Genomic DNA, 21218 nt, shown 5'->3' on the forward strand with positions numbered 1-21218 from the left:
GCAGCGCGAACGACCCTGGCCAAAAACGCAATCGCCGTTCGCGCGAAACCCATCAAGCGGCCGTGAACTTCAAACCGCCCGACAATAAAACCCGCGTGATGGCCACATTGATGAAGAACGCCACCGTTGCATGATGGGTTTCGCGCGATTCAGGGTCGTGTTCTTGGCAACAGCCTGCCGCGCTGCACCCATCCTACGGTCGGACTATCCCATCCAACATCTTGGCCGTTGTCGCGTAGCGAGAAGCTGTCGGGAATCCGGCGATTCCCGCACACTGTTTTCCCGGCCCAAAGATCAACGGACGGCGGCATTTATTTATTTCAACGCTGACGCAAGCCGATGCCTCGTAGGATGGGTGCAGCGCGAACGACCCTGCCCAAAAACACCATCGCGGTTCGCGCGAAACCCATCAAGCGACCGTGAACGTCAAACCGCCCGACAAAAAACCCGCGTGATGGCCACATTGATGAAGAACACCACCGTTGCATGATGGGTTTCGCGCGATTCAGGGCCGCGTTCTTGCCGACAGCCTGCCGCGCTGCACCCATCCTACGGTCGGACTATCCCATCCAACATCTTGGCCGTTGTCGCGTAGCGAGAAGCTGTCGGGAATCCGGCGATTCCCGCACACTGTTTTCCCGGCCCAAGGATCAGCGAACGGCGGCATTTATTTCAACACTCACGCAAACCGATGCCTCGTAGGATGGGTGCAGCGCGAACGACCCTGGCCAAAAACACCATCGCCGTTCGCGCGAAACCCATCAAGCGGCCGTGAACGTCAAACCGCCCGACCGTTCGACCATTCCGACCGCCCCCCCCCATCCAACATCCGCCATCATCATCGTGGCGGCAGATTCCCCGCGGGGTCAACCGCTTGGCCGTTGTAGCGTAGCTCGAAATACAAGCCGACCTGCTTGCTGTCGCTGTTGCCCATCTCGGCGATCTTCTGGCCTTGTTTTACGCTTTGGCCTTCCTTCACCAGCAGCTTGCGGTTGTGCGCGTAAATACTCAGGAAGCTGGCGTTGTGCTTGACGATCACCAGGTGGCCGTAGCCGCGCAGGCCGCTGCCGGAATAGGCCACGGTGCCGCTGGCCGACGCTACCACCGGCGTGCCCGAACTGTTGGAAATGACAATGCCGTTGGATCCGCCGCCGTCATACCCGCGCGTGACCTTGCCTTGTGCCGGCCATACCAGCGAGATGGCGCCGGGTGGCGCCGTGCGGCGTTTGCCGGCCGATGAAGACGCGCGCGACGAGCCGGTGGGTTTGGATGCGGACTTGCTGGGCTTGGAAGTGCGGGCTTGTCCGGCGGGCGGCTCCACCCGCAGCATCTGCCCCACTTCGATCGTGTTCGAATTGGGCAGGCGGTTCCAGCGCACCAGGTTACTGACGGTCGTGCCCTGCTTGCGCGCGATCTGGGTCAGCGTGTCGCCCGACTGCACGCGGTAATAGCCGGGCTGGACCTTGGTGGTGCCGCACGCCGACAGCAGCAACGCCAGGGCAACGATGCATAGGCCCATCCATAACCGCGCCTTGATCCGCGACAGACGGGACAAGGTCGTCGAGGACGTTGCAAAAACTGGCGCGGACGCGGTCGGGGCGGACAGGGAAAGCACTGAAACCTGGGGCACAGAGATAGGCAATAGTTGGGGCTGAACGATCGGATAGCAACGGGCAGGAACGGCAAAACCAGCTAGACAGACGCAGAAATCAACCTAAGCGCGATAAAGAATAGCAAGCGCGAGCAAGCAGGTCGGCAAGCGGGACAGCCAGTTAGCAAGAAGGGTACCAAGATTTTTGCGAGGCCGGTGCCATGCTGGGCCGAGCCGTGCCATGCCGAACTGCGCAGTGCCCACACTGTGCTGAGCCGCGCAGTGCGCTGTGCGCCGAGCCGTCCCGTGCCGTGCGTTGCCTGGTCGCGCTCCGGACCGTTCAGGGCGACTCCGGGCATCGACTAGAATGCCGCTATGTCCGAATTGACCCGCCTCTTCCGCTTCAGGAGCGCCGTGCGCGCCCGGGGCGTGTTGTGGCTGGCGCTTTTGGCCTTGACGCTGCGCGCGCTGGTGCCTACCGGCTACATGCCGGATGCCAATGCGCTGCATGAGGGGCGGCTGGAAGTCACCTTCTGCTCGGCCGCTGGTGAATTGTCCACGTTGGATCTGGTGCTGGACAAGCGCACGCCAGGTGGCCCGACCCCGCACGATGCCGCCGAAACCGGCGCGCAATGCCCCTTCGGATTGCTGGCGCATGTGGCGCCGGCGCCCACCCCCACCGTCACCCCCATCCTGCTGCCCGCTGGCCGGCCCGCGGCGCCCGCGGCCACGTATCGCGCCCTGCCCCCGCTGGCCGCCCATGGCCCGCCGCTGGGCTCGCGCGCCCCGCCCTCCTTGGCTTGACTCCGCCTGACCGCGCGGCATCTCCGCGCGCCTAGCCACACGTCAACCCAAGGGGTTTTCATGCGTTTCCCGCGCTCTATTTCATTGCGCGCGCCCACTGGCGCCGCACCTTCCCACGCGCCCGATTCCCGTCGTCGCCTGCTCTTGTCTTCCCTGGCCCTGCTGGCCCTGACCGGCTGCGGCCCCGATGCCCCCAAGCTACACGGCATGGACTTGTCGGGCATGCCCACGGGCGATTTCCAATTGCAGGACAAGACCGGCCAAGAGCGCCGCCTGGCCGACTACCGTGGCCACCCCATCCTGCTTTTCTTCGGCTTTACCCAATGCCCCGACATCTGCCCCACGGCGCTGACCCGCGCCCTGGAAATGAAGGATCTGCTGGGCGCCGACGCCGACAAGCTGCGCGTGCTGTTCATCACCGTGGACCCCGAACGCGACACGCCGGAAATCCTCAGTGCCTACACCGAGGCCTTCGACCCCAGCTTCGTGGGCCTGCGCGGCACGGCGGAACAGACCCGCGCCGCTGCCCAGTCCTTCAAGGTGTTCTACCAGAAGGTGCCCACCGGCTCGTCCTACACCATGGACCACACCGCGCTGACTTACGTGATCGACGCCCAGGGCAAGTTGCGCCTGGCGCTGCGCCACGCGCAGACCGCCGCCGAATGCGTGGAAGACCTGCGCACCGTGCTGTAACGCGGCGCGCCGACCGCGCGCAGGGATCCCTATGGATCCCATATCCCGATATCCCTACACATCCTAATAAATTCAGAGACCCCATCATGAAGAATTTTTCGCTGCGCACGTTTGCCACCGCCCTGTCCCTGTCCGTGCTGACTGGCTTTGCGTCCACCTCCCTTGCCGCCGACGCCACCATCAAGGTGGAAGACGCCTGGGTCCGCGCCACGGTTCCCAACCAGCACGCCACCGGCGTGTTCATGCGCCTGACCTCGCCTGACACGGGCCGCCTGGTGGCCGTGGAGTCCGACGCCGCCAAGCATGTGGAAGTCCACGAAATGGCGATGCAGGACAACGTCATGAAAATGCGTGAAGTGCCCGCCATCGACTTGCCGGCAGGCAAGCCCGTGGACCTGAAGCCGGGCGGCTACCACGTCATGCTGATCGACCTGGCCCGCCAGATCACCCCGGGCGACCATGTGCAATTGACGCTGATCGTCGAAGACGCCAAGCAGCAACAGCACCGGGTGCCGGTCACGGCAGAAGCCCGCGCGCTGAACGCGAAGGCCGGCGCCGCGCAAGGCGGGACCCACGGAGCGACCCACGGCGGCACCCACGGCCACTGACGCGCTCTATATATAGAGGGCATTCATAGAGAACGCGATTGGGGGCGGCAGATATCGGGGACGCACACGCCCCGCGCCGCCAGCGTGTCGCGCAGAATCGCCATACAATGCCCGCACGTCCACCGTCGGCGCCTGACCTCCAGGCCCGACGGCCGCCGGCCTCTTGCGCCGCGCGCCGGACGCCTGCGTTCCGCGCCGCCGGGCGCTTGACCCGCCGGCGGGCCGCCGGCAACTCTGTGTCTGGATATGCCCGGTAGTTCTGCTTTTTCATTCCTGCGTACCCTTTGCAGCCTGCGCTGGCTTGCCATCGCCGGCCAAGCCGCCACCATCCTGCTGGCCAGCAGCGTGCTGGGCCTTGCCTTGCCGCTGGAGCCCCTGTGGATCGGCGTGGGCGTGCTCATCGGCTTCAATGCCTACGCCAGCCTGCGGCTGCGTCATCCCCGCGACCTGTCCCACGCCACCGCCTTCGGCCATCTGTTGGTGGACATGGCCGCCTTGTCATGGATGATTGGCTGGAGCGGCGGCATCAGCAACCCCTTCGGCATGATGTTCCTGATCCTGACCGCGCTGGCGGCCCTGGCACTGCCGCGCAATTGGGCGCTGGCGGCGGCGCTAGCCGGTATTTGCGGCTATGCGGCGGCGGGCATCTTCGGCCAGCCCTTGCGCGGCGACGTGGACACGCACACCCTGCTGCTGTGGGGCCTGGGCGCCAATTTCCTGATTTCGGTGATCGTGGTGCTGGTGTTTTCCACCCGCCTGGCGTCTGACCTGCGCGCCCGCGAGCGTGAACTGGCCCGCCTGCGCGAACGCTTCACCCGTAATGAAGGCATCGTCGCGCTGGCCACCCACGCGGCCGCAATGGCGCACGAACTGAACACCCCGCTGGCCACCATGACCTTGCTGGCCGACGAGATTGCCGCCGAGGTCAAGGACGAAGACCTGCGCGAAGATGTGTCCACCCTGAGCCAATTACTGGCCCTGTGCCGGGAACGCATCCGCAATCTGGCGGTCCCAACCGCCGTGGACCTGGTGCGTGTGGTGGGCCAATGGCGCTTGATCCGGCCAACGATCGACCTGCAACGCTCGGGCGCCTTGCCCCCCAGCCTGCGGGTGGATCCGGCCATCGCCCATTTGTTGCAGGCGCTGTTGAACAACGCGGCGGACGCTGGCGAAGCCGCCGAGACGCTGCGCGTGGACCTGCATCTGGAATATGGCTATGGCGCCTTGCGCGGCGAAGTGCGGGACTACGGGCGAGGCTTCGACCCCGACCAGACCCTGCTGCCGGCAACCAGCCTGTTCAACAGCGGCAAGCCGGGCGGGCTGGGCGTGGGCCTGGCGCTGTCGCATGCCACCGTGGAACAGCTGGGCGGCGAAATGACCATGACCGCCGCCGTCGGGGGCGGCACCCGCATCCGTTTTTACCTGCCCCTGGGCAACCCCGGAACTTGATTGTGATGAACCCTACCGACCTTGGCCTGTTGATCGACGACGACGAACTGTATGTGCGCACCCTGCAGCGCAGCCTGTCGCGTCGCGGCCTGGAAACCCGAACCGCCACGGGCATTGCCGAAGCCTTGCGCGTGGCCGAGGAGATTCGTCCGGCTTTCGCCCTGGTGGACCTGCGCCTGGGCGAAGACTCCGGCCTGACGCTGATCCGCCCCTTGCGCGCGCTGCGCGCCGACATGCGGATCCTGCTGGTGACGGGCTACGCCAGCGTGGCCACCGCCGTCGAGGCCATCAAGCGTGGCGCGGACGACTACCTGCCCAAGCCCGCCACCGCGCCGATGATCTTGCGGACACTGGGTTTGGTGAAGCCAGAATCCGTTACCATCGAAACGACCATGACACCGTTGCACCGCCTAGAATGGGAGCACATTCATCAGGCCCTGCACGAAACCGGCGGTAATGTTTCGGCGGCGGCGCGCCTCTTGGGCATGCATCGGCGGTCGTTACAACGCAAGCTGGCCAAAAAACCGGGGCCGGAACGCGAAGTGCTCGTCGACTGATTTGTGCGGGTGCGACACTTCTTTACAACACCCCCATGTGCAGGTGCGACATAACGTCGCACCCCCTGCACCTCCCCCGGGGCATCTACTCCCCTAGGAAAACCCTGAATCTGCTCTCTTGGGGGCTGATTCCTCCCAGGCAATGCGACCATGTGTCGCATGCTTGACGGATATCAAGCCGATAGGATGGACGTTGCTGCCTAGCAGCATTCCAGTCTGCTGCTACGCAGCATTTCCAACCATCCATCCAAGGCTGTACGTGAAACACCCCCTCCTTGCGACCCTAACGCGCATTTTTGGCGTCGGCGCGGTCATGCTGCTTGGCGGCTGCAACATGGAAATTCTCTCTCCCAAGGGAGATATTGGCGCCCAGGAAAAGACTTTGCTGTTCACGGCGACGGGGCTGATGCTCATCGTCGTGATTCCAGTACTGATCATGATCGTGGCGTTTGCGTGGAAATATCGCGCATCCAACACCAAAGCCGACTACCAGCCCAAGTGGGCCCACTCCACGGCGATCGAAATCGTGGTTTGGACCGTTCCTTGTATCATCGTGGCGATTTTGGCCGTGATCACCTGGCGCTCCACGCACGCGCTGGATCCCTACAAGCCGCTTGTATCCGAACACAAGCCCGTCACCATCGAGGTGGTGTCGCTGGATTGGAAGTGGCTGTTCATCTACCCCGAATACGACATCGCCACGGTCAACGAGATCGCGTTCCCCGTGGACGTTCCGGTCAACTTCCGGATCACGTCGGCCTCGGTCATGAATTCGTTCTTCATTCCGCAACTGGGTAGCCAGATCTACTCGATGGCCGGCATGGAAACGAAGTTGCACCTGAATGCGCGCGAAGCCGGCACCTACGCCGGTATCTCGGCCAACTACAGCGGCGCCGGTTTCTCCGGCATGCGCTTCAAGGCCATCGCCACGTCGCAAGAAGGGTTCGACAACTGGGTCAAGGAAGCCAAGGCGTCGCCCACCACGCTGACCCCCGAGGTCTACGCGGAACTGACCAAGCGCAGCGAGCACAACCCGGTCGTCAAGTACGCCTCGGTGCCGCCCGCCATGTTTGATTTCGTCCTGGGCAGCACCATGTCCAAGATGGCCGGCGTGGACTCCGCCACGTGCACCGCCACGTCGAACAATCTGATCGCAGGAATTAACTAACCATGCTCGGGAAACTTACCCTCGAGGCCATTCCGTACCATGAACCTATCGTCATGGTTACGCTGGCCGCCGTGTGCCTGGGAGGCCTGGCGGTCTTCGGCGCCATCACGTACTTCGGCAAGTGGAAGTACCTTTGGACGGAATGGCTGACCTCCGTCGACCACAAGCGCATCGGCGTGATGTACATCATCGTCGCGCTGATCATGCTGCTGCGCGGTTTTGCCGACGCCATCATGATGCGCACCCAGTTGGCGGTGGCTTCCGCCGACTCCGCTGGCTTCCTGCCACCGCACCACTACGACCAGATCTTCACCGCCCACGGCGTCATCATGATTTTCTTCATGGCGATGCCCTTCATTACCGGGCTGATGAACATCGTGGTGCCGCTGCAGATCGGCGCCCGCGACGTGGCCTACCCGTTCCTGAACTCGCTGAGCTTCTGGCTGTTCGGCGCCGGCGTCGCGTTGATGATGATCTCGCTGTTCGTGGGCGAATTCGCCGCGACCGGCTGGCTGGCGTATCCGCCGTTGTCAGGGCTGGATTACAGCCCAAGCGTCGGGGTGGACTACTACATCTGGGCGCTCCAGATATCAGGGTTGGGCACCACGCTTAGCGGTATCAACTTCATCGTGACCATCCTGCGCATGCGCGCACCGGGCATGAGCCTGATGAAGATGCCGATTTTCACGTGGACCTCGCTGGTCACCAACGTGCTGATCGTCGCCGCCTTCCCCGTCCTGGCCGCAACGCTTGCGCTGTTGACCATGGACCGCTACCTGGGCACGCACTTCTTCACGAACGACATGGGCGGCAACGTCATGATGTACGTGAACCTGATCTGGATCTGGGGTCACCCCGAGGTCTACATTCTGGTGCTGCCGGCGTTTGGCGTGTATTCGGAAGTGGTTGCCACCTTTGCCCGCAAGACGCTGTTCGGCTACAAGTCCATGGTTTACGCCACGGCCGCCATTGGCGTGCTGTCGTTCCTGGTCTGGCTGCACCACTTCTTCACCATGGGCGCGGGGGCCAACGTCAATGCCTTCTTCGGCATTGCGACAATGATCATCTCGATCCCGACGGGCGCGAAGATTTTCAACTGGCTGTTCACCATCTACCGCGGCCGCCTGCGCATCACGACGCCGGTGCTGTGGACGCTGGGCTTCATGATCGTCTTCGTCATCGGCGGCATGACCGGCGTGATGCTGGCCATCCCCGGCGTGTCCTTCGTGCTGCACAACAGCTTGTTCCTGATCGCCCACTTCCACAACACCATCATCGGTGGCGTGGTGTTCGGTTGTATCGCGGGCATGACGTACTGGTTCCCGAAGGCGTTCGGCTTCACGCTGAATGAGCGCCTGGGCCGCTACTCGTTCTACTGCTGGTTCGTGGGTTTCTTCATGGCCTTCATGCCCCTGTACATCCTGGGCTTCAAGGGCATGACGCGTCGCCTGAACCACTACGACAACCCCGAATGGCAGCCGTACCTGCTGGTTGCGCTGGCTGGCGCCGCGCTGATCATGCTGGGCATCTGGTTCCTGTTGCAGCAAGTGTTCGTGTCGGTTCGCCAACGCAAGCAAAACCAGGACGTCACGGGCGATCCCTGGGATGGCCGCACCCTGGAATGGTCGATTTCGTCGCCGGCTCCTTTCTACAACTTCGCCCACGTTCCTCACGTTGATGAGCTGGACCAGTTCTGGGAAGACAAGCAGAACGGCAAGGCCTACAAGCGCCCGGCCAAGTACGAAGACATCCACATGCCGAAGAACACCGGCGCGGGTGTGTACATCGGTCTGTTCGGCTTGATCATGTGCTTTGCGCTGATCTGGCACATCTGGTGGCTCGCCGCCGCTGGTTTCGTCGGCATGATCGGTGCGTTCATCGCTCGCGCCTACGACCGTGACGTCGATTACTGGGTCCCGGCCGCGGAAGTCGAACGCATCGAAAACGCTCACTTTGACAAAATGCAGAAGGCCGCCTGAGCCATGATTCAAGCCGTAGCCACTCACCCCCACGCGGGTCACGACGATCACGCGCATCATGACGATGGATCCAAGACCGTTTTCGGTTTCTGGGTCTATCTGATGAGCGACTTGCTGATCTTTTCGGTGCTGTTCGCCACGTTCGCGGTGTTGTCCAACGCCACCGCGGGCGGCCCCACGGGCAAGGAACTGTTCGACCTGAAGTTCGTGCTGGTCGAAACGCTGTTGCTGTTGTTCTCCAGCTTCACCTTCGGCATGGCCAACCTGAACGTGCACGCCAACAACAAGTCCCGCGCGATGGGCTGGTTGATGGTCACGTTCCTGTTCGGCGCGGGCTTTATCGCGATGGAAGTCTGGGAATTCCATCACCTGATCACTGAAGGCGCGGGCCCGGGCCGCAGTGCTTACCTGTCGGCGTTCTTCACGCTGATCGGCACGCACGGCCTGCACGTCACCTTCGGCCTGATCTGGATCATCGTCATGCTCGACATGATCCGCCGCCATGGCCTGGACTCGATCAACAAGCGTCGCCTGGCGTGCCTGAGCCTGTTCTGGCACTTCCTGGACATCGTCTGGATCTGCGTCTTCACCTTCGTCTATCTCATGGGAGCCATCTGATGTCGCACTCCGCTGCGGCCGCACACGGCCACGACGATCACGCCGCCGACCACGGCAGCCTGAAGTCCTACATCATCGGTTTCGTGCTCTCGCTGCTGCTCACCTTCGGCTCTTTCGGCCTGGTGATGCACGGCGCGCTGTCGCACACCATCACCATCGCCGGCGTCATTGCCCTGTGCGTGCTTCAGTTGCTGGTGCAACTGGTGTACTTCCTGCACATGGGCGCGTCGAAGTCGGCGCGCGACAACCTCGCCGCGTTCGTCTTCACCGTGATGATCATCGCCATCATCGTGGGCGGGTCGGCATGGGTGCTGTACAACATGAACGTCAACATGGGCCACGCCATGTAATGACGGTTTGCCGCCGGCGCTGTTAGTCAGCGGCAACGCAAAAAAACAGGCACCTTCGGGTGCCTGTTTTGCATTGGAATTCCAGCACCGTGCGCGTCTGCCTAGCTCGGCGCCTTGACCGTCAGCATCACGTTGGCGCGCTTGGCCAGTTCCTGCGCGGACACGCCCACATAGGGCTGCACGCGCGAGGCCTGGTTCAAGTCGCAACTGGCCGCGCCCTGCGCACCGTCCAGCACCTGCCGCACCGCCCGCGCTGCCGTCGGGCTGATGGGACCGGCGTTGCCCAGTTGCCAGGCCAGCACATCAGCCACCGCCATGCCGCAGCGCCACGGGGTGCGATACAGCCCGGCGTCGTGGTCCATCAGCATCTTGGCCTTGGCCTCGTTGCCCACGCGCAGCATGATCACCAGCGGCAAGGCGTCGGCATTCACGACGCCATCCAGGCGTACGCTGGTATCGGTTCTGTCCGACGCATCGGCGCCCTGTTCCAGCCATTGCAGATAAAGGTCGTCAGGCAGCCACGGCAGGCTGAGCGGCGCGATCATGTTGTTGGGGATACCCGTTGCATCATTCGCGCGGGTCAGCGGCACGCCGGCCGCCAGCAGACGGTCGGCAGTAGCGCGCAGCTTGGCGCGCTGGCCGTCCCATGCCGGGCTGTTCTGCTTGATGGCCGCGCGAATTTCCAACTGGTTCCAAACACTGAGCAGGCTGGACAGCGATTCCGGCGTCAAGTCCTGGCGTGGCGGCTTGGCGGCTGCGGCCAATTGGTCCACCAGCGTCGGCTGCAGGGTGCGCGCGGCCAGCGTCAGCGCTTCGTTCAAGCCGTTGCGTTCCGGCGTCTTGCTGGCGCTGTAGCCCCCCACCGCCGCGTCCGCGCCCTGGGCCAGGGCGAAGGTCACGCGCTCGGGAATGGGATACACCACCGTGGGCGTGAACTCGCCGTTGATGGCGCCGCGCAGCGCTTCCAGCAGGGGCGTTTCCCACATGCGTTGATTGCCATACGACATGCGCACATAGGCGGCATTGATGTCGGCGCCCTTCGCCAGCAGCGCCTGGGCAAACCAGAACGTCTTGGGGCTTTGCATCGCCGCGTGCAGCACCGATCGCCCATTTTTTTCGCGCACGTTAGGGTTGGCGCCCTTGGCCAGCAGATAGTTCAGGGTGTCCTTGTCTTCGCTGTAGTACGACACGCGGCGCATCAGCAACGGCATGCCGCTTGAATCGGGAACATCCAGCGGCGCGCCCGCCGCTATCAGGGCGTCGGCCAACGCATAGCGTTGTGCGGTCGGGCGCGTGTCGCGCGCCTCGGGCAGCGCGGCGGCCAGCAGCACGTAGCCGTTGTTCGGACCATCAGCGCGCGCGCCCGCCGCCAGCAGCACCTGCACCGTGTCCAACTGCTTGCGGGACACGGCCACCGCCAGCGCCGACGTGCCGTACTCGTTCACGCCGTTGGAGTCCTGGCCCGCGGCCAATTCGGCGCGCACCGCGTTCAGATCTTCAGCCTGGATGGCCTTGAAGATCGCCAGCCTTGGCCGGCAAGTCTCTGCATTCAGCGGCGTGGTTTCATTCAGCGCCGCACCGATCCGCGTGGCGATGTTGGCGGGGATAGGATCATTGCCGGCGAGGCGGCGCGAGCAATACAGCCGGTAATCCTCGCGCGCCAACGCTAGTAAATAGTCGCGCTTGTCGCGCGTCTTCGTGCTCTGCTTCCAGCGCGCGTCGGCACGGTTCAGATAGGCCGCCGTGCGCGCCGGATCGCGCCGCAACACGTCGCTCAGGATGCGGTCGGCCTGCTCGGTATCGCCCGACTCGGTCAGCCAGAAGCCATAGTCATTCAACGCCGTCAGCATCTCGGGATCTTTGCCGCTGGGGTCGATCTCGCGGTAGTCCTGCTCCATGACGAAGCGGCGCAGATCGGCCAGCGCGCGGCTGAACTCGGCGGCCTTGGCGCGTGGAATGGCGCGCGCCACCTGATGCAGCGTGCGGAAGGTGGCGGTCACGTCCACCGGCGCGCGATACTCAAAACGCACGTCGGCGGGAAACGCCGGCATGCGCACGGGATAGTCGGTCAGCACGGGCCGCAGCGTGGCCAAGGCGCGTGCGCGGCGCTCGTCGTTCCAGGGCCGGTCGGCCGTTATCACGATCAATCTTGCATCGGCATGGACGGCAGCGGCCACGCCGTCCGCATCCACCAGAAATCCGTTAGCCCGCGTGTCGTCCGCGCCCGGATAGTCGTAGCCCACCCAGTACTGGGTTTGCGCATCGCGCGGCGCCCTGACCGTGACGTTTTCTTCGCGCGATGCCTGCCACGTTGCCGGGTCGATCACCAAGGGCTGCGAGCGGAAATCCAGCTTGAATTCCTTGCCCGCGCCGCGCACGTACCGGTACAGGTAGAGCCGGTTCTCCATCTGCCCGACCAATAGCGCGTCCTTGACGTTCTCGGTTCCCCAGGCCCGCCGCTCGGGTTCACGCAGCGGGTAGCGCGACAAGCGCATGGATTCGATCACGGCCCCGATGTCAAAGGCCATGGCAGGCCGTGGCGCGGCGGAAAGGCCAGCCAAGGCCACCAGGACGGCGCCGAACAATCGGGAAACTGCGGGACGGAGGCTGCGCGGCATGCGTGGGGGAAACCAGAAGAATCAAGGACGCTGATGATACCCGGCAGCGCCCCAGGATTTACGGGCCACCGAGGTCGGTCCTTCGGGTATGTCCTGAGACGATTTTGTCCACAATATCGCGAGAATTTCATGGCTTTCGTTATATATTTCGCAACATAACGAGTTCATTAACATCAGAATTACTTCAGCGATACCCGCTACCCCTATGGACGCCGTGCTGACCTCTTCTTCCGCCCATGCCGACATCGCCCTGTCGGCCCAGCGGTTTGCCCGCGCCCTGTTGCATCACGCGCCGCCGGGCCACCCTGATGCGGGCTTTTTCGCCACGCTAATCGGCACCAGTCTGGCTCACCACGACCTGGCGCGCAGCGGCCTGTGTCCGAAAGAACTGGCGGATCTGCTGGACTATCTTTTCCCCGACGCCCTTGCGTCCCAGGATGCCAGGCTGGCCGCCTTGGGCCAGCAATTCAGCGCCTATGCCGCGCGTGGCCGGGGCGACCCCCAGCCCGGCTTCACCTTGCTGGTGCGCGTGCTGCTTGAAGCCTACCGCGCCCCCGATACCCCCACCACGCCCTGGGTCACCGGCGTGCTGGTGCATGCCTGCCTGCGCCCCGACCATCTGTGGCGCGACCTGGGCCTGTCCGGCCGTGAAGACCTGACCTTCGTGCTGGCGCGCCACTATCCCGGCCTGGTGATGCGCAACGCGCGCAATCTGCGTTGGAAACAGTTCCTGGCGTACTCGGCTTGCGAACACGCGGGCCTGCCGCCGTCGGCCGCGCCGGGCTGCTTCCAGTGCGAAGACCACGGCGCCTGCTACGCCAACGGGCCCGACTGAGGGCGGCGCCAGCCGGCGCCCGACCCGTTAGAACCGGTAGGTGGCGCCCAAGCCCAGCCCCAGGCTGCGCCCCGCGGCCGGTTCGTAGTAACGACCATTGTTTTCGTTGACGATCACCGAGCCTGCGTATTGCCTGTCGAACAGGTTGTCCACACGCGCATAGGCGCTGAGTTCCCAGGCGTCCACCTTCTTGATATAGCCAGCGCTCAAGGCCGCCACGAAGTAACCGGGTGCGTCCTGGTCATTGGCGTCATTCACATAGATCTTGCTAAGCAGGCGGCCTTCCACCGCGGCCTGCCAACCTTCGGGCGGGGCCCAGGCCAGCGATGCAAACACCGCTTGCCGTGCAATGCCGGGGATTTTGTTGCCCGCGCGGATGCCGCCCGTGCCGTCGTCGGCGTAGCGCGCGTTCAACCAGGTATAGGCAAACTGCGTGCGCCAGTGCGGCGCCAGTTCACCCGACCAACCCAGCTCGAAGCCGTCACGCCGCGTGCGGCCCGCGTTCTGGTATGTGGTGCGCCCGCCCGAACTGCCGGCCGACACAATCTCGTCTTTGGTGCCCGTGTGGAACACGGCGGCGGTCAGGAACCCATCCGCCACGCGGGCCTTCACACCGGCTTCCAGGTTGGTGCTGAGCGACGGCGCCAAGCCAAAATTCAAGCCCGGCAAGCCGCCTGGCCGATAAGAGATTTCGTTGAACGTGGGCGTTTCGAACCCGCGTCCATAAGACGCGTACAGGCTGACGTCGGCGCTTGCCGCATAGCGCAGCGCCGCCACCGGCAGGGCCTTGCGGTAGCGCGCCGAGCCGCTGTCGTCGCCGTTGCCGCTTGCCATGTAGTGGTCATTGGAATCAAAGCTGACGGTGCTGTAGCGCAGGCCGGCGTCCAGCGTCCAGCGCGGCGTCATTTGCCAGGACGCTTGCAGGTAAGGGTCGGCGTTGTACACGGTGTTGGTTTCATCGCGGCGCAGCGCGCCCTGCACACCCAATTGCGGGTTGGCCACCGTACCGGTGAAATTCTGATAGCCCTTGCGGTCTTCTCGCATGGCATCGTAGGAAAAGCCGCCCACCAGCGTGAGCGGACGGCCGGCGAAGTCCAGCTCTGATGTCCAGCGCACATCCGCGCCGCCATACTGGCGCGCCAGATCAATGACACCGCCCGCCTGCGTGGGCGCCAGTTGCACGGCGGGCGGAATGGATTGGTACTGGGTGGTGTCGCGCTGGCCGTAGTACGCCATCACGCGCAGGGTATTGCGGCTGTCCACCTGCCGTTCATAGACCATGCCGCCTTGCGTCTGGCGCACCGTCTTGCGGGTGTTGTATTGCTCGGCCAGGGGGGCTGCGCGCGGGTCATCCTGAAACTGCTGATACGTCAGGCCCAGTGGGTCCTGCGCTTTCAGGTCCACGCTGTTGACCACGATGGTCAGGCGGCTGGCGTCGTCCAGTTGCAGGCCCAGCTTGGCGTTGGCCAGGTTCTTGCGAGCCGCGCTGTGGTCGCGATAGCCGTCGGTGGTGAAGCGCGTGAGGCCCACCACGTAGTCCACGTCGCCGGCGCTGGGGCTGGCCCCCGTGCTGGTGGCGCCGCTGGCTGTTGCGCCATAACGCCAGGTGCCGTAGCTGCCGCCCCAGGCGCTGGCCGACACGGACGCAGGCGCCGCCCCGTCTTCGGTAAAGGCCTGGATCACGCCGCCCGACGAATTACCGTACAGCGCTGAAAACGGCCCGCGCATGACTTCGACCCGGCCCAACGTGGCGATGTCGATATTCGAGGTCTGCCCCTGCCCGTCCGGCATCGTGGCCGGAATGCCGTCCACGTACAGGCGCACACCGCGCACGCCGAAGGTGGACCGCGCGCCAAAGCCACGGCTGGAAATCTGCAGGTCTTGCGCGTAGTTCTGGCGGTTCTGGATCTGCAGGCCCGGCACGCCCGCCAGGCCTTCGGACAGGTTGATCTGCGCTTGGCCCTGGCGCATGCGTACGCCGTCCACCACATCGACCGACGCGGGCGTGTCCAGCACCGACGTGCCCAGGCGCGTGCCAGTCACCACCACCGGCGCCAAGGTGGCGTCGGCTGGCTGTGCCCAGACGCTGTGGTTCAGCGCTGCGGTCAGTGCCGCCGTCAGCACGGCAGTGGGCGCCCCCGGCATCGTGCGCCGCCAGCGCGGGCGCAGGCCCCGGCCGGCGTCGCCAACCCGGATTTCTTTTTGCCACGCAATGCCGTTCCTGATCACCGCCTCCGTCAAATCCGTCTCCCTGTTGAAATGCCTGGCCATTGCCTATGCCATTGGAAATCCGTCATGGGAATAGGTTCTAATAGCCGCCATGGAACCCATGCAAGACATTGAACGCCGCCTGCAAGAGCTGGAAATCAAATCCAGCTTTGCGGATGATCTGTTGGAACAGCTCAACCAGATTATCGTCCGCCAGCAACAGCAGATAGACCGCCTGCAGCGCGAAGTGGCCGACCTGCGCCAGCAGGCGCCTGAAGGCGCCGCGCCCTTTCGCAGCCTGCGCGACGAACTGCCGCCGCACTATTGACGCGGCCGTCGTGAAGCAGCCTTGATGGCGCCGCGCCGCCAATAGCGGTAGCGCAGCAAGCGCCCCAGCCGCTGCAGCGGCGGCACGCGCCGCACCAAACCGATTCCCATCCGCGCAAGCCAACTGAATCTGGCCCGTTGCGTGCGCAAGCTGTCGTCATCCAGCCCTTGCTCGGTACGCATCAGCAAGCCGGGTGCCTGGGCAGTTGCAGCACCTCTGCTTCACGCAGATACAGGAACAAGCCTTCGGCCACCACCAACGTCGGTTTATCGGTGGGTATTCGCGCCATGCTGCTACCCCTATCAAATTTGCCTGCTATCGATTCCATAAATGGAAACTATGCGGAAAATCGAACAATATTCTTCCACTCATGGAAATATCTTTTACGAAGATACGGGTTTATCCCTATTCTTGATCGGCGCAGAATTCAGTCATCGGGAAACAGCAACGAACCACGACGGATAGGCCGCCGGATTCGCCCCCAGGCTCTTGAAATCGGAGATTTACCATGAAGAAGACCCTCGCTACCGCTTTGATGTTGTCCATTGCCGCCCTGAGCGCCGGCGCCTACGCATCAGAAAACACCGAACCCAACGACGTGCCGTTCCAAGGCGTGTACGGCACCCCGTATGAAGGCCCGACCCACGCCCAGGTGCAAACCGAGCTGGTTGCGGCCAAGGCCGCCGGCCTGGTGAGCAACGTTGAACCCAACGATGTGCCGTTCCAAGGTGTGTACGGCGCGCCGCAATCGGGCAAGACCCGCGCCCAGGTGCAAGCCGAACTGGCGACCGCCAAGGCTGCTGGCCTGGTGTCCAACGTGGAACCGAACGACATGCCTTTCGCCGGCGTGTATCAAAGCAACTGATCTGCCCGGCGGCGCGTCGGCAACCCGCCAGCACCGCGCCGCGCAACGATTACCCCCTCCCCTTGTTGTACCTTGGCCGCCTGCTTGCAGGCGGCGTTTTTTTGCCGGCCGCCCTGCGTGGCAAACGCAACGGCTTCGCGTACTATCGGCTCCAGTGCCAATACAAAAATCTGATTCATCAGAAGGGAGCCCATCTTGAAAACCACACGCGTTCTCGCCGCATTGCTCGTTGCAGGCGGCATGTCGGCCACGGCGTTCGCCGCGCCGCCCGTGATGCTGAACAACTCGCTCATCACGCAGATTCCCAAGGGCGACCGGCCCTCGTTTCATGACGCCGTGGCGCAGTCGCTGAACAGCTCGGCCGACGGCCAGCGCACCGAATGGGTCAGCAAGTCACAAGCCAAGCGGGCCGCGCCGATCACCGTGCAACTGACACCCACGCAAACTTCCAAGGTCAAGGACGACCGTGTCTGCCGCTTCCTGGTGGCCGACTTTGCGCGCACCAGCACCACCGAGACATGGAAGTTCTGGTTCTGCAAGCAGCCCGACGGCACCTGGAAAGCCAGCAGCACCTGAAGCCCGCGTCAACAACAATGCCCCCTCGGGGGCATTTTTCTTTGCGGCCACGCAGCGGCTGTTACGGCAATGGCTGCACGCCGCACCATTGCGCAATGAACAGTGCGATGGTCTTGGTGATCAAGCGCAACGATTCCAGGTGCACGCGCTCGTCGAACCCATGAATGTCCAGGGACTTTGGCCCATAGACCAAGGTGGGCATGTCACCGTAGATGACGAACACGCGGGCGTCCAGATAGCCCGGCGTGGTGAAGGTCTGCAAGTCGCTCTGGAACGCCTGGCGATGGCAATCGCGCAAGGTGTTTTCGGCGTCGGAGCCTTCTTCCAGCACGTAGCCTTCAGCATAGAAGCCCGTGTACGAGACTTGGGGCGGCGTGCCGCCCAGGCGTGCATCCGCCACGGCATCACGCAGGCAGGCGTCGATCTCGGCGCGCGCCTCGTCGGCGCTTGTGCCCGGATAGATGGCGGCGCGCACATCGAACTCGCACCAGGGCGGCACGGTTGACGGCCAGTCGCCGCCCGCAATCTTGCCGATGTTGAAGTTGATGGGATGGTCCAGGTGCTCAAAGTGCCGGTGGCAGTGGTGCTGCGCGTTCCACTTGGCCTCCAGGCGGCGCAGCGCTTCGATGGTGGCATAGGCCGCGTCGATGGCGTTGAAGCCGTTGGCCATTTCGCGCGTGTGCGTGGGATGCCCCTGCACGCGCACCTTAAACCACAACACGCCGACGTTGGCGCGCACCAGCATGTTTTCTTCGGGCTCGGGAATTAGCACCGCGTCGGCCTGGTAGCCCCGCAACAGCGCGGCCAGCGCGCCATTGCCCGTGCATTCCTCTTCAACCACCGACTGGAAATAAATGGGCGCCGCCGGCGCGTAGCCCGCCGCGCGCAAGGCGTCATAGGCGAACAGGTTGGCGGCCAGGCCGGCCTTCATGTCGGCGGCGCCGCGGCCATACATCCAGCCGTCGACGATCGCCGGGTCCCAGGGCGAGCGGCTCCACATTTCCCGCGGCCCCGTCGGCACCACATCCACGTGCCCGTTCAGGATGAGCGAGCGCCCGGTGTGGACCTCGGGCCGGTAGGTGCCCACCACATTGAACGCGTTCTCGTACGACACCGTGACCGGCCCAAACCCCGGATGCGAACGGATGTCTTCCACGTCAATCTTCCAGCGGTCCATGGCAAAGCCGCGCTGGCGCATCGCTTCGTACAGGAAGTCCTGCGCGGTGTGCTCTTGCTCGCGCAGCGAGGGAAAGCGCACCAGGTCCTGCGTGAAAGCCAGTTGCGCATCGAAGTGCGCGTCAACGGCTTGCAGAATGCGGCGCGTCTGTTCCTGGGTCAGCGGCGCGGGCGCCATTGCGTTGTCCATGATGTGTCCCTGAGCGTGAAAGAAATGGCGGTGCCTGGGGCTTTATCGCCCGCCCCTTCCCCCGGCGTCAATTTCCGTTTTCTTATCACCGACTTAAGTAGGATTAATGTTGAAATAGACCAGCGGCGGCTGTGAGAACATTCGCCCAGCGCCGCCCAACATCCCTTACCGATCAACATGCCATGACAGAAAAATCCATGACGACCGCCGCTCTTCCGCGCGTGGGTGAACGGCTGGATTGGAATCTTCTTCGTACTTTTTTGGTGATTGCAGAAGAGCGCAGCATTAGCGGTGCTGCTATCAAGCTGCACTTGACGCAGTCGGCGGTCAGCCAGGCCTTGCGCCGCCTGGAAGCGCAGCTGGACCGCAGGTTGATCGAACGGCATCACGCCAAGTTCGCCATCACGCGGGCCGGCGAAGAGGTGCGCCAGGCCGCGCTGGCCATACACGCAAGCGTGTCGCAACTGCTCAGCGACGTGGCGCAAGCCGAAGAGCAAACGGTGGGCCGCGTGCATCTGCTGGTGGCCAGCCGCATCCATTCGGCGGTGTATGACGATTTTTGGGCGCGCTTTCATCGCGCGCACCCGCGTATTGAAGTGCAGTTGGACGTGCTGCCCAGCAGCGAGATCGTGAACGTCTTGCAGCAGCGGGCCGCCACGGCGGGCATCGCGCTATGCCGGCAGATTCCCAAGCGTCTGGACCACAAGCTGTTCCTGCAGCAGCGCTATGCCATGTTCTGCGGCAAGAACCACCCGCTGTTCGGGCGCGCCGACATTCGCATGGAAGACCTGTTGAACGAGAACTTTGTGTCTTTCGCCAGTGACGCCTTGGGCGACAGCCTGTCGCCGCTGACCATCTTTCGCGACCAACGCGGGTTTTCAGGCAGCATCGTCGCCACGTCTTCGCAGCACGACGAGGTAAAGCGCCTGCTGGTGGCCGGCTTTGGCATCGGCTGCCTGCCGGAACACAGCGTCGAGGCCGATCTTGCCGAAGGCCGCTTGTGGCGCTTGCCGCCAGGCGAAGGCGTGTGCGCGGCAGACCTGCACCTGCTTTGGCATGGGGATGCACACCGCAGCGCGGCCGAAGACCTGTTCATCGCGGCCTTGCGCGACCACATCGACAACTATTCGCTGCCGCAGCGGCTGCTGCCCGTTCTGCCTTGAACTCAGGCGCGCGCCTTGGACGTACGCACGAAAAAACGCCCCGGTAGCGGCACGCGTGTGCAGCTACCGGGGCGTTGATCCTTGCCGGACGCGTTACGCGCGTCGCGTCAGGCAGCCGTTTCCACGCGATTCGCGTCCAACACGGTCATGGCCGTCATGTTGATGATGCGACGCACCGTGGAACTGGAGGTCAGGATGTGCACCGGCGCGTTCGCGCCCAGCAGGATCGGGCCGACCGCCACGTTGCCGCCCGCGGCCGTCTTGAGCAGGTTGTAGGCGATGTTGCCCGCGTCCACGTTCGGGCACACCAGCAGATTGGCCTCGCCCTTCAGGGTGGACGACGGCAGGATGCGCATGCGCAGCGCTTCGTCCAGCGCGCAGTCGCCGTGCATTTCGCCATCCACTTCCAGATCGGGCGCGGCTTCGCGCACCAGCTCCAGCGCCTGCCGCATCTTGGCGCCCGAGGCCGAGCTGCCGGAACCAAAGTTCGAACGCGACAGCAAGGCCACTTTCGGCGCCAGATTCATGCGGGCCATTTCCTGCGCCGCCATCACCGTGAATTCAGCGATCTGTTCGGCCGTGGGTTCATCGTTGACGTGCGTGTCCACCAACACCACCGTGCGCTCGTTGAGCAGCAGGATGTTCATGGCGGCATACACGTTGGCGTCCGGTCGGCGGCCAATCACTTCATCCACGAAACGCAGGTGGTCGTGATAGGCGCCCACGGTGCCGCAGACCATGCCGTCAGCGTCACCCAGGTGCACCATCATCGCGCCGATCAGGGTCAGGCGGCGGCGCATTTCCACGCGCGCCATTTCCTTGGTGATGCCACGGCGGCACATCAGTTCCCAGTAGGTGGTCCAGTACTGATGGAAGCGTTCGTCGTATTCCGGGTTGGTGACTTCAACGTCTTCACCCAGACGCAGGCGCAAGCCGAATTTCTCGATGCGCGACAGCAGCACGGCGGGCCGGCCCACCAGAATGGGGCGCGCCAGGCCTTCGTCAACCACCACCTGCACCGCGCGCAGCACGCGTTCGTCTTCGCCTTCGGTGAAGACGATGCGCGCCTTGCCACCACCGCGCACAATGCGCTTGGCCGCCGAGAACAACGGCTTCATGAACGCGCCCGAGTGGTACACGAACTGCTGCAGCTGTTCTTCGTAGGCTTCCAGGTCGGCCAGCGGGCGCGTGGCCACGCCGCCGTCCATGGCGGCCTTGGCCACCGCCGGGGCGATGCGCACGATCAGGCGCGGGTCGAACGGCTTGGGGATCAGGTATTCGGGGCCGAACGAAATGTCATAGGTGCCGTAGGCGGCGGCGACGACTTCGTTCTGTTCTTCTTCGGCCAGTTTGGCGATGGCGTGCACCGCCGCCATTTCCATTTCGCGCGTGATGGTGGTGGCGCCCACGTCCAGCGCACCCCGGAAGATGTACGGGAAGCA

At 63.9% G+C, this 21218-nt stretch carries 20 protein-coding genes; 14 read left to right on the plus strand and 6 right to left on the minus strand.

Translation table 11 applies throughout. From position 1 onward, the window contains the following. Positions 1-838: 838 nt before the first annotated feature. Positions 839-1519 carry a peptidoglycan DD-metalloendopeptidase family protein gene (locus tag WBR68_RS22540; protein WP_127185573.1) on the minus strand — a complete coding sequence of 227 codons (681 nt, stop codon included), beginning with the start codon at positions 1517-1519 and terminating at the stop codon, positions 839-841. 447 nt (positions 1520-1966) lie between these two features. Between WBR68_RS22540 and WBR68_RS22545 the strand changes: the two genes are divergently transcribed. The 9 genes from WBR68_RS22545 (at position 1967) to cyoD (ending at position 9817) form a co-directional block, all read left to right on the plus strand. Further along, positions 1967-2395 (plus strand): DUF2946 family protein, encoded by a 429-nt coding sequence (locus WBR68_RS22545; protein ID WP_230695307.1) that lies wholly within the window; start codon positions 1967-1969, stop codon positions 2393-2395. Positions 2396-2455: 60 nt separating this feature from the next. After that, positions 2456-3088 (plus strand): SCO family protein, encoded by a 633-nt coding sequence (locus WBR68_RS22550; protein ID WP_230695308.1) that lies wholly within the window; start codon positions 2456-2458, stop codon positions 3086-3088. A gap of 86 nt (positions 3089-3174) precedes the next feature. Further along, entirely contained in the window at positions 3175-3696 is a 522-nt protein-coding gene (locus tag WBR68_RS22555) for a copper chaperone PCu(A)C (protein WP_230695309.1), read from the plus strand. Between the two features lie 246 nt (positions 3697-3942). Next, positions 3943-5145 (plus strand): ATP-binding protein, encoded by a 1203-nt coding sequence (locus tag WBR68_RS22560; protein WP_230695310.1) that lies wholly within the window; start codon positions 3943-3945, stop codon positions 5143-5145. 5 nt (positions 5146-5150) lie between these two features. Next, positions 5151-5702, plus strand: coding sequence for a response regulator transcription factor (locus WBR68_RS22565; protein ID WP_006221322.1), 552 nt, complete (start codon positions 5151-5153; stop codon positions 5700-5702). Between the two features lie 259 nt (positions 5703-5961). Next, entirely contained in the window at positions 5962-6870 is a 909-nt protein-coding gene (gene cyoA, locus WBR68_RS22570) for a ubiquinol oxidase subunit II (RefSeq protein WP_050449917.1), read from the plus strand. 2 nt (positions 6871-6872) lie between these two features. Then, positions 6873-8849: a cytochrome o ubiquinol oxidase subunit I gene (gene cyoB / locus WBR68_RS22575; RefSeq protein WP_050449916.1), complete on the plus strand. Its 1977-nt coding sequence runs from the start codon at positions 6873-6875 to the stop codon at positions 8847-8849. 3 nt (positions 8850-8852) lie between these two features. Then, positions 8853-9467 (plus strand): cytochrome o ubiquinol oxidase subunit III, encoded by a 615-nt coding sequence (cyoC, locus tag WBR68_RS22580; protein WP_050449915.1) that lies wholly within the window; start codon positions 8853-8855, stop codon positions 9465-9467. Then, a complete protein-coding gene (gene cyoD / locus WBR68_RS22585) occupies positions 9467-9817 on the plus strand; it encodes a cytochrome o ubiquinol oxidase subunit IV (RefSeq protein ID WP_050449914.1) in 351 nt (116 codons plus the stop codon). Before cyoC ends, cyoD begins: the two co-directional genes overlap by 1 nt. 101 nt (positions 9818-9918) lie before the next feature. Here the strand turns inward: cyoD and WBR68_RS22590 are convergent, their stop codons facing one another. Continuing rightward, positions 9919-12345: an ankyrin repeat domain-containing protein gene (locus WBR68_RS22590; RefSeq protein ID WP_230695311.1), complete on the minus strand. Its 2427-nt coding sequence runs from the start codon at positions 12343-12345 to the stop codon at positions 9919-9921. Positions 12346-12640: 295 nt separating this feature from the next. On the opposite strand from WBR68_RS22590, the gene WBR68_RS22595 reads away from it, so the two are divergent. Continuing rightward, complete coding sequence (locus WBR68_RS22595) at positions 12641-13270, plus strand: nitrogen fixation protein NifQ (RefSeq protein WP_127185578.1); 630 nt, start codon at positions 12641-12643, stop codon at positions 13268-13270. A gap of 27 nt (positions 13271-13297) precedes the next feature. On the opposite strand, the gene WBR68_RS22600 is transcribed toward WBR68_RS22595, so the two are convergent. Beyond that, complete coding sequence (locus WBR68_RS22600; protein ID WP_230695315.1) at positions 13298-15415, minus strand: TonB-dependent receptor; 2118 nt, start codon at positions 15413-15415, stop codon at positions 13298-13300. A 175-nt stretch (positions 15416-15590) separates the two neighbouring features. Between WBR68_RS22600 and WBR68_RS22605 the strand changes: the two genes are divergently transcribed. Continuing rightward, a complete protein-coding gene (locus tag WBR68_RS22605) occupies positions 15591-15806 on the plus strand; it encodes a SlyX family protein (RefSeq protein WP_046805159.1) in 216 nt (71 codons plus the stop codon). A gap of 508 nt (positions 15807-16314) precedes the next feature. Continuing rightward, positions 16315-16671 carry a DUF4148 domain-containing protein gene (locus WBR68_RS22610; protein ID WP_050449909.1) on the plus strand — a complete coding sequence of 119 codons (357 nt, stop codon included), beginning with the start codon at positions 16315-16317 and terminating at the stop codon, positions 16669-16671. On the opposite strand, the gene WBR68_RS22615 is transcribed toward WBR68_RS22610, so the two are convergent. Next, on the minus strand, positions 16659-16850 hold the full coding sequence (locus tag WBR68_RS22615) for a hypothetical protein (RefSeq protein WP_127185579.1): 192 nt from the start codon (positions 16848-16850) through the stop codon (positions 16659-16661). The genes WBR68_RS22610 and WBR68_RS22615 overlap by 13 nt on opposite strands. A gap of 16 nt (positions 16851-16866) precedes the next feature. On the opposite strand from WBR68_RS22615, the gene WBR68_RS22620 reads away from it, so the two are divergent. Then, complete coding sequence (locus WBR68_RS22620; RefSeq protein WP_050449907.1) at positions 16867-17247, plus strand: hypothetical protein; 381 nt, start codon at positions 16867-16869, stop codon at positions 17245-17247. A gap of 61 nt (positions 17248-17308) precedes the next feature. Here WBR68_RS22620 and WBR68_RS22625 read toward each other — a convergent pair whose 3' ends face one another. Further along, entirely contained in the window at positions 17309-18613 is a 1305-nt protein-coding gene (locus tag WBR68_RS22625) for an ArgE/DapE family deacylase (protein ID WP_127185580.1), read from the minus strand. A gap of 197 nt (positions 18614-18810) precedes the next feature. Between WBR68_RS22625 and WBR68_RS22630 the strand changes: the two genes are divergently transcribed. Continuing rightward, on the plus strand, positions 18811-19776 hold the full coding sequence (locus WBR68_RS22630) for a LysR family transcriptional regulator (RefSeq protein WP_050449924.1): 966 nt from the start codon (positions 18811-18813) through the stop codon (positions 19774-19776). A gap of 107 nt (positions 19777-19883) precedes the next feature. Here the strand turns inward: WBR68_RS22630 and WBR68_RS22635 are convergent. Further along, a partial coding sequence (locus WBR68_RS22635; RefSeq protein WP_255696206.1) for a phosphate acyltransferase occupies positions 19884-21218 on the minus strand: 1335 nt, incomplete at its 5' end.

It is taken from the genome of Achromobacter sp. JD-1, assembly GCF_038594925.1.
GTDB classification, from domain to species: Bacteria; Pseudomonadota; Gammaproteobacteria; order Burkholderiales; family Burkholderiaceae_B; genus Achromobacter; species Achromobacter spanius_C.

What these genes read in the sequence shown, in the direction of transcription:
- WBR68_RS22550 (WP_230695308.1), top strand. Translation starts at nt 2,456, where the DNA reads ATGCGTTTCCCGCGCTCTATTTCATTGCGCGCGCCCACTGGCGCCGCA.
- WBR68_RS22610 (WP_050449909.1), top strand. Translation starts at nt 16,315, where the DNA reads ATGAAGAAGACCCTCGCTACCGCTTTGATGTTGTCCATTGCCGCCCTG.
- WBR68_RS22595 (WP_127185578.1), top strand. Translation starts at nt 12,641, where the DNA reads ATGGACGCCGTGCTGACCTCTTCTTCCGCCCATGCCGACATCGCCCTG.
- WBR68_RS22545 (WP_230695307.1), top strand. Translation starts at nt 1,967, where the DNA reads ATGTCCGAATTGACCCGCCTCTTCCGCTTCAGGAGCGCCGTGCGCGCC.
- cyoB (WP_050449916.1), top strand. Translation starts at nt 6,873, where the DNA reads ATGCTCGGGAAACTTACCCTCGAGGCCATTCCGTACCATGAACCTATC.
- WBR68_RS22560 (WP_230695310.1), top strand. Translation starts at nt 3,943, where the DNA reads ATGCCCGGTAGTTCTGCTTTTTCATTCCTGCGTACCCTTTGCAGCCTG.
- cyoD (WP_050449914.1), top strand. Translation starts at nt 9,467, where the DNA reads ATGTCGCACTCCGCTGCGGCCGCACACGGCCACGACGATCACGCCGCC.
- WBR68_RS22555 (WP_230695309.1), top strand. Translation starts at nt 3,175, where the DNA reads ATGAAGAATTTTTCGCTGCGCACGTTTGCCACCGCCCTGTCCCTGTCC.
- WBR68_RS22565 (WP_006221322.1), top strand. Translation starts at nt 5,151, where the DNA reads ATGAACCCTACCGACCTTGGCCTGTTGATCGACGACGACGAACTGTAT.
- cyoC (WP_050449915.1), top strand. Translation starts at nt 8,853, where the DNA reads ATGATTCAAGCCGTAGCCACTCACCCCCACGCGGGTCACGACGATCAC.
- WBR68_RS22540 (WP_127185573.1), bottom strand. Translation starts at nt 1,519, where the DNA reads ATGGGCCTATGCATCGTTGCCCTGGCGTTGCTGCTGTCGGCGTGCGGC.
- WBR68_RS22600 (WP_230695315.1), bottom strand. Translation starts at nt 15,415, where the DNA reads ATGCCGGGGGCGCCCACTGCCGTGCTGACGGCGGCACTGACCGCAGCG.
- WBR68_RS22590 (WP_230695311.1), bottom strand. Translation starts at nt 12,345, where the DNA reads ATGGCCTTTGACATCGGGGCCGTGATCGAATCCATGCGCTTGTCGCGC.
- WBR68_RS22630 (WP_050449924.1), top strand. Translation starts at nt 18,811, where the DNA reads ATGACGACCGCCGCTCTTCCGCGCGTGGGTGAACGGCTGGATTGGAAT.
- WBR68_RS22615 (WP_127185579.1), bottom strand. Translation starts at nt 16,850, where the DNA reads ATGAATCAGATTTTTGTATTGGCACTGGAGCCGATAGTACGCGAAGCC.
- WBR68_RS22625 (WP_127185580.1), bottom strand. Translation starts at nt 18,613, where the DNA reads ATGGACAACGCAATGGCGCCCGCGCCGCTGACCCAGGAACAGACGCGC.
- WBR68_RS22605 (WP_046805159.1), top strand. Translation starts at nt 15,591, where the DNA reads ATGGAACCCATGCAAGACATTGAACGCCGCCTGCAAGAGCTGGAAATC.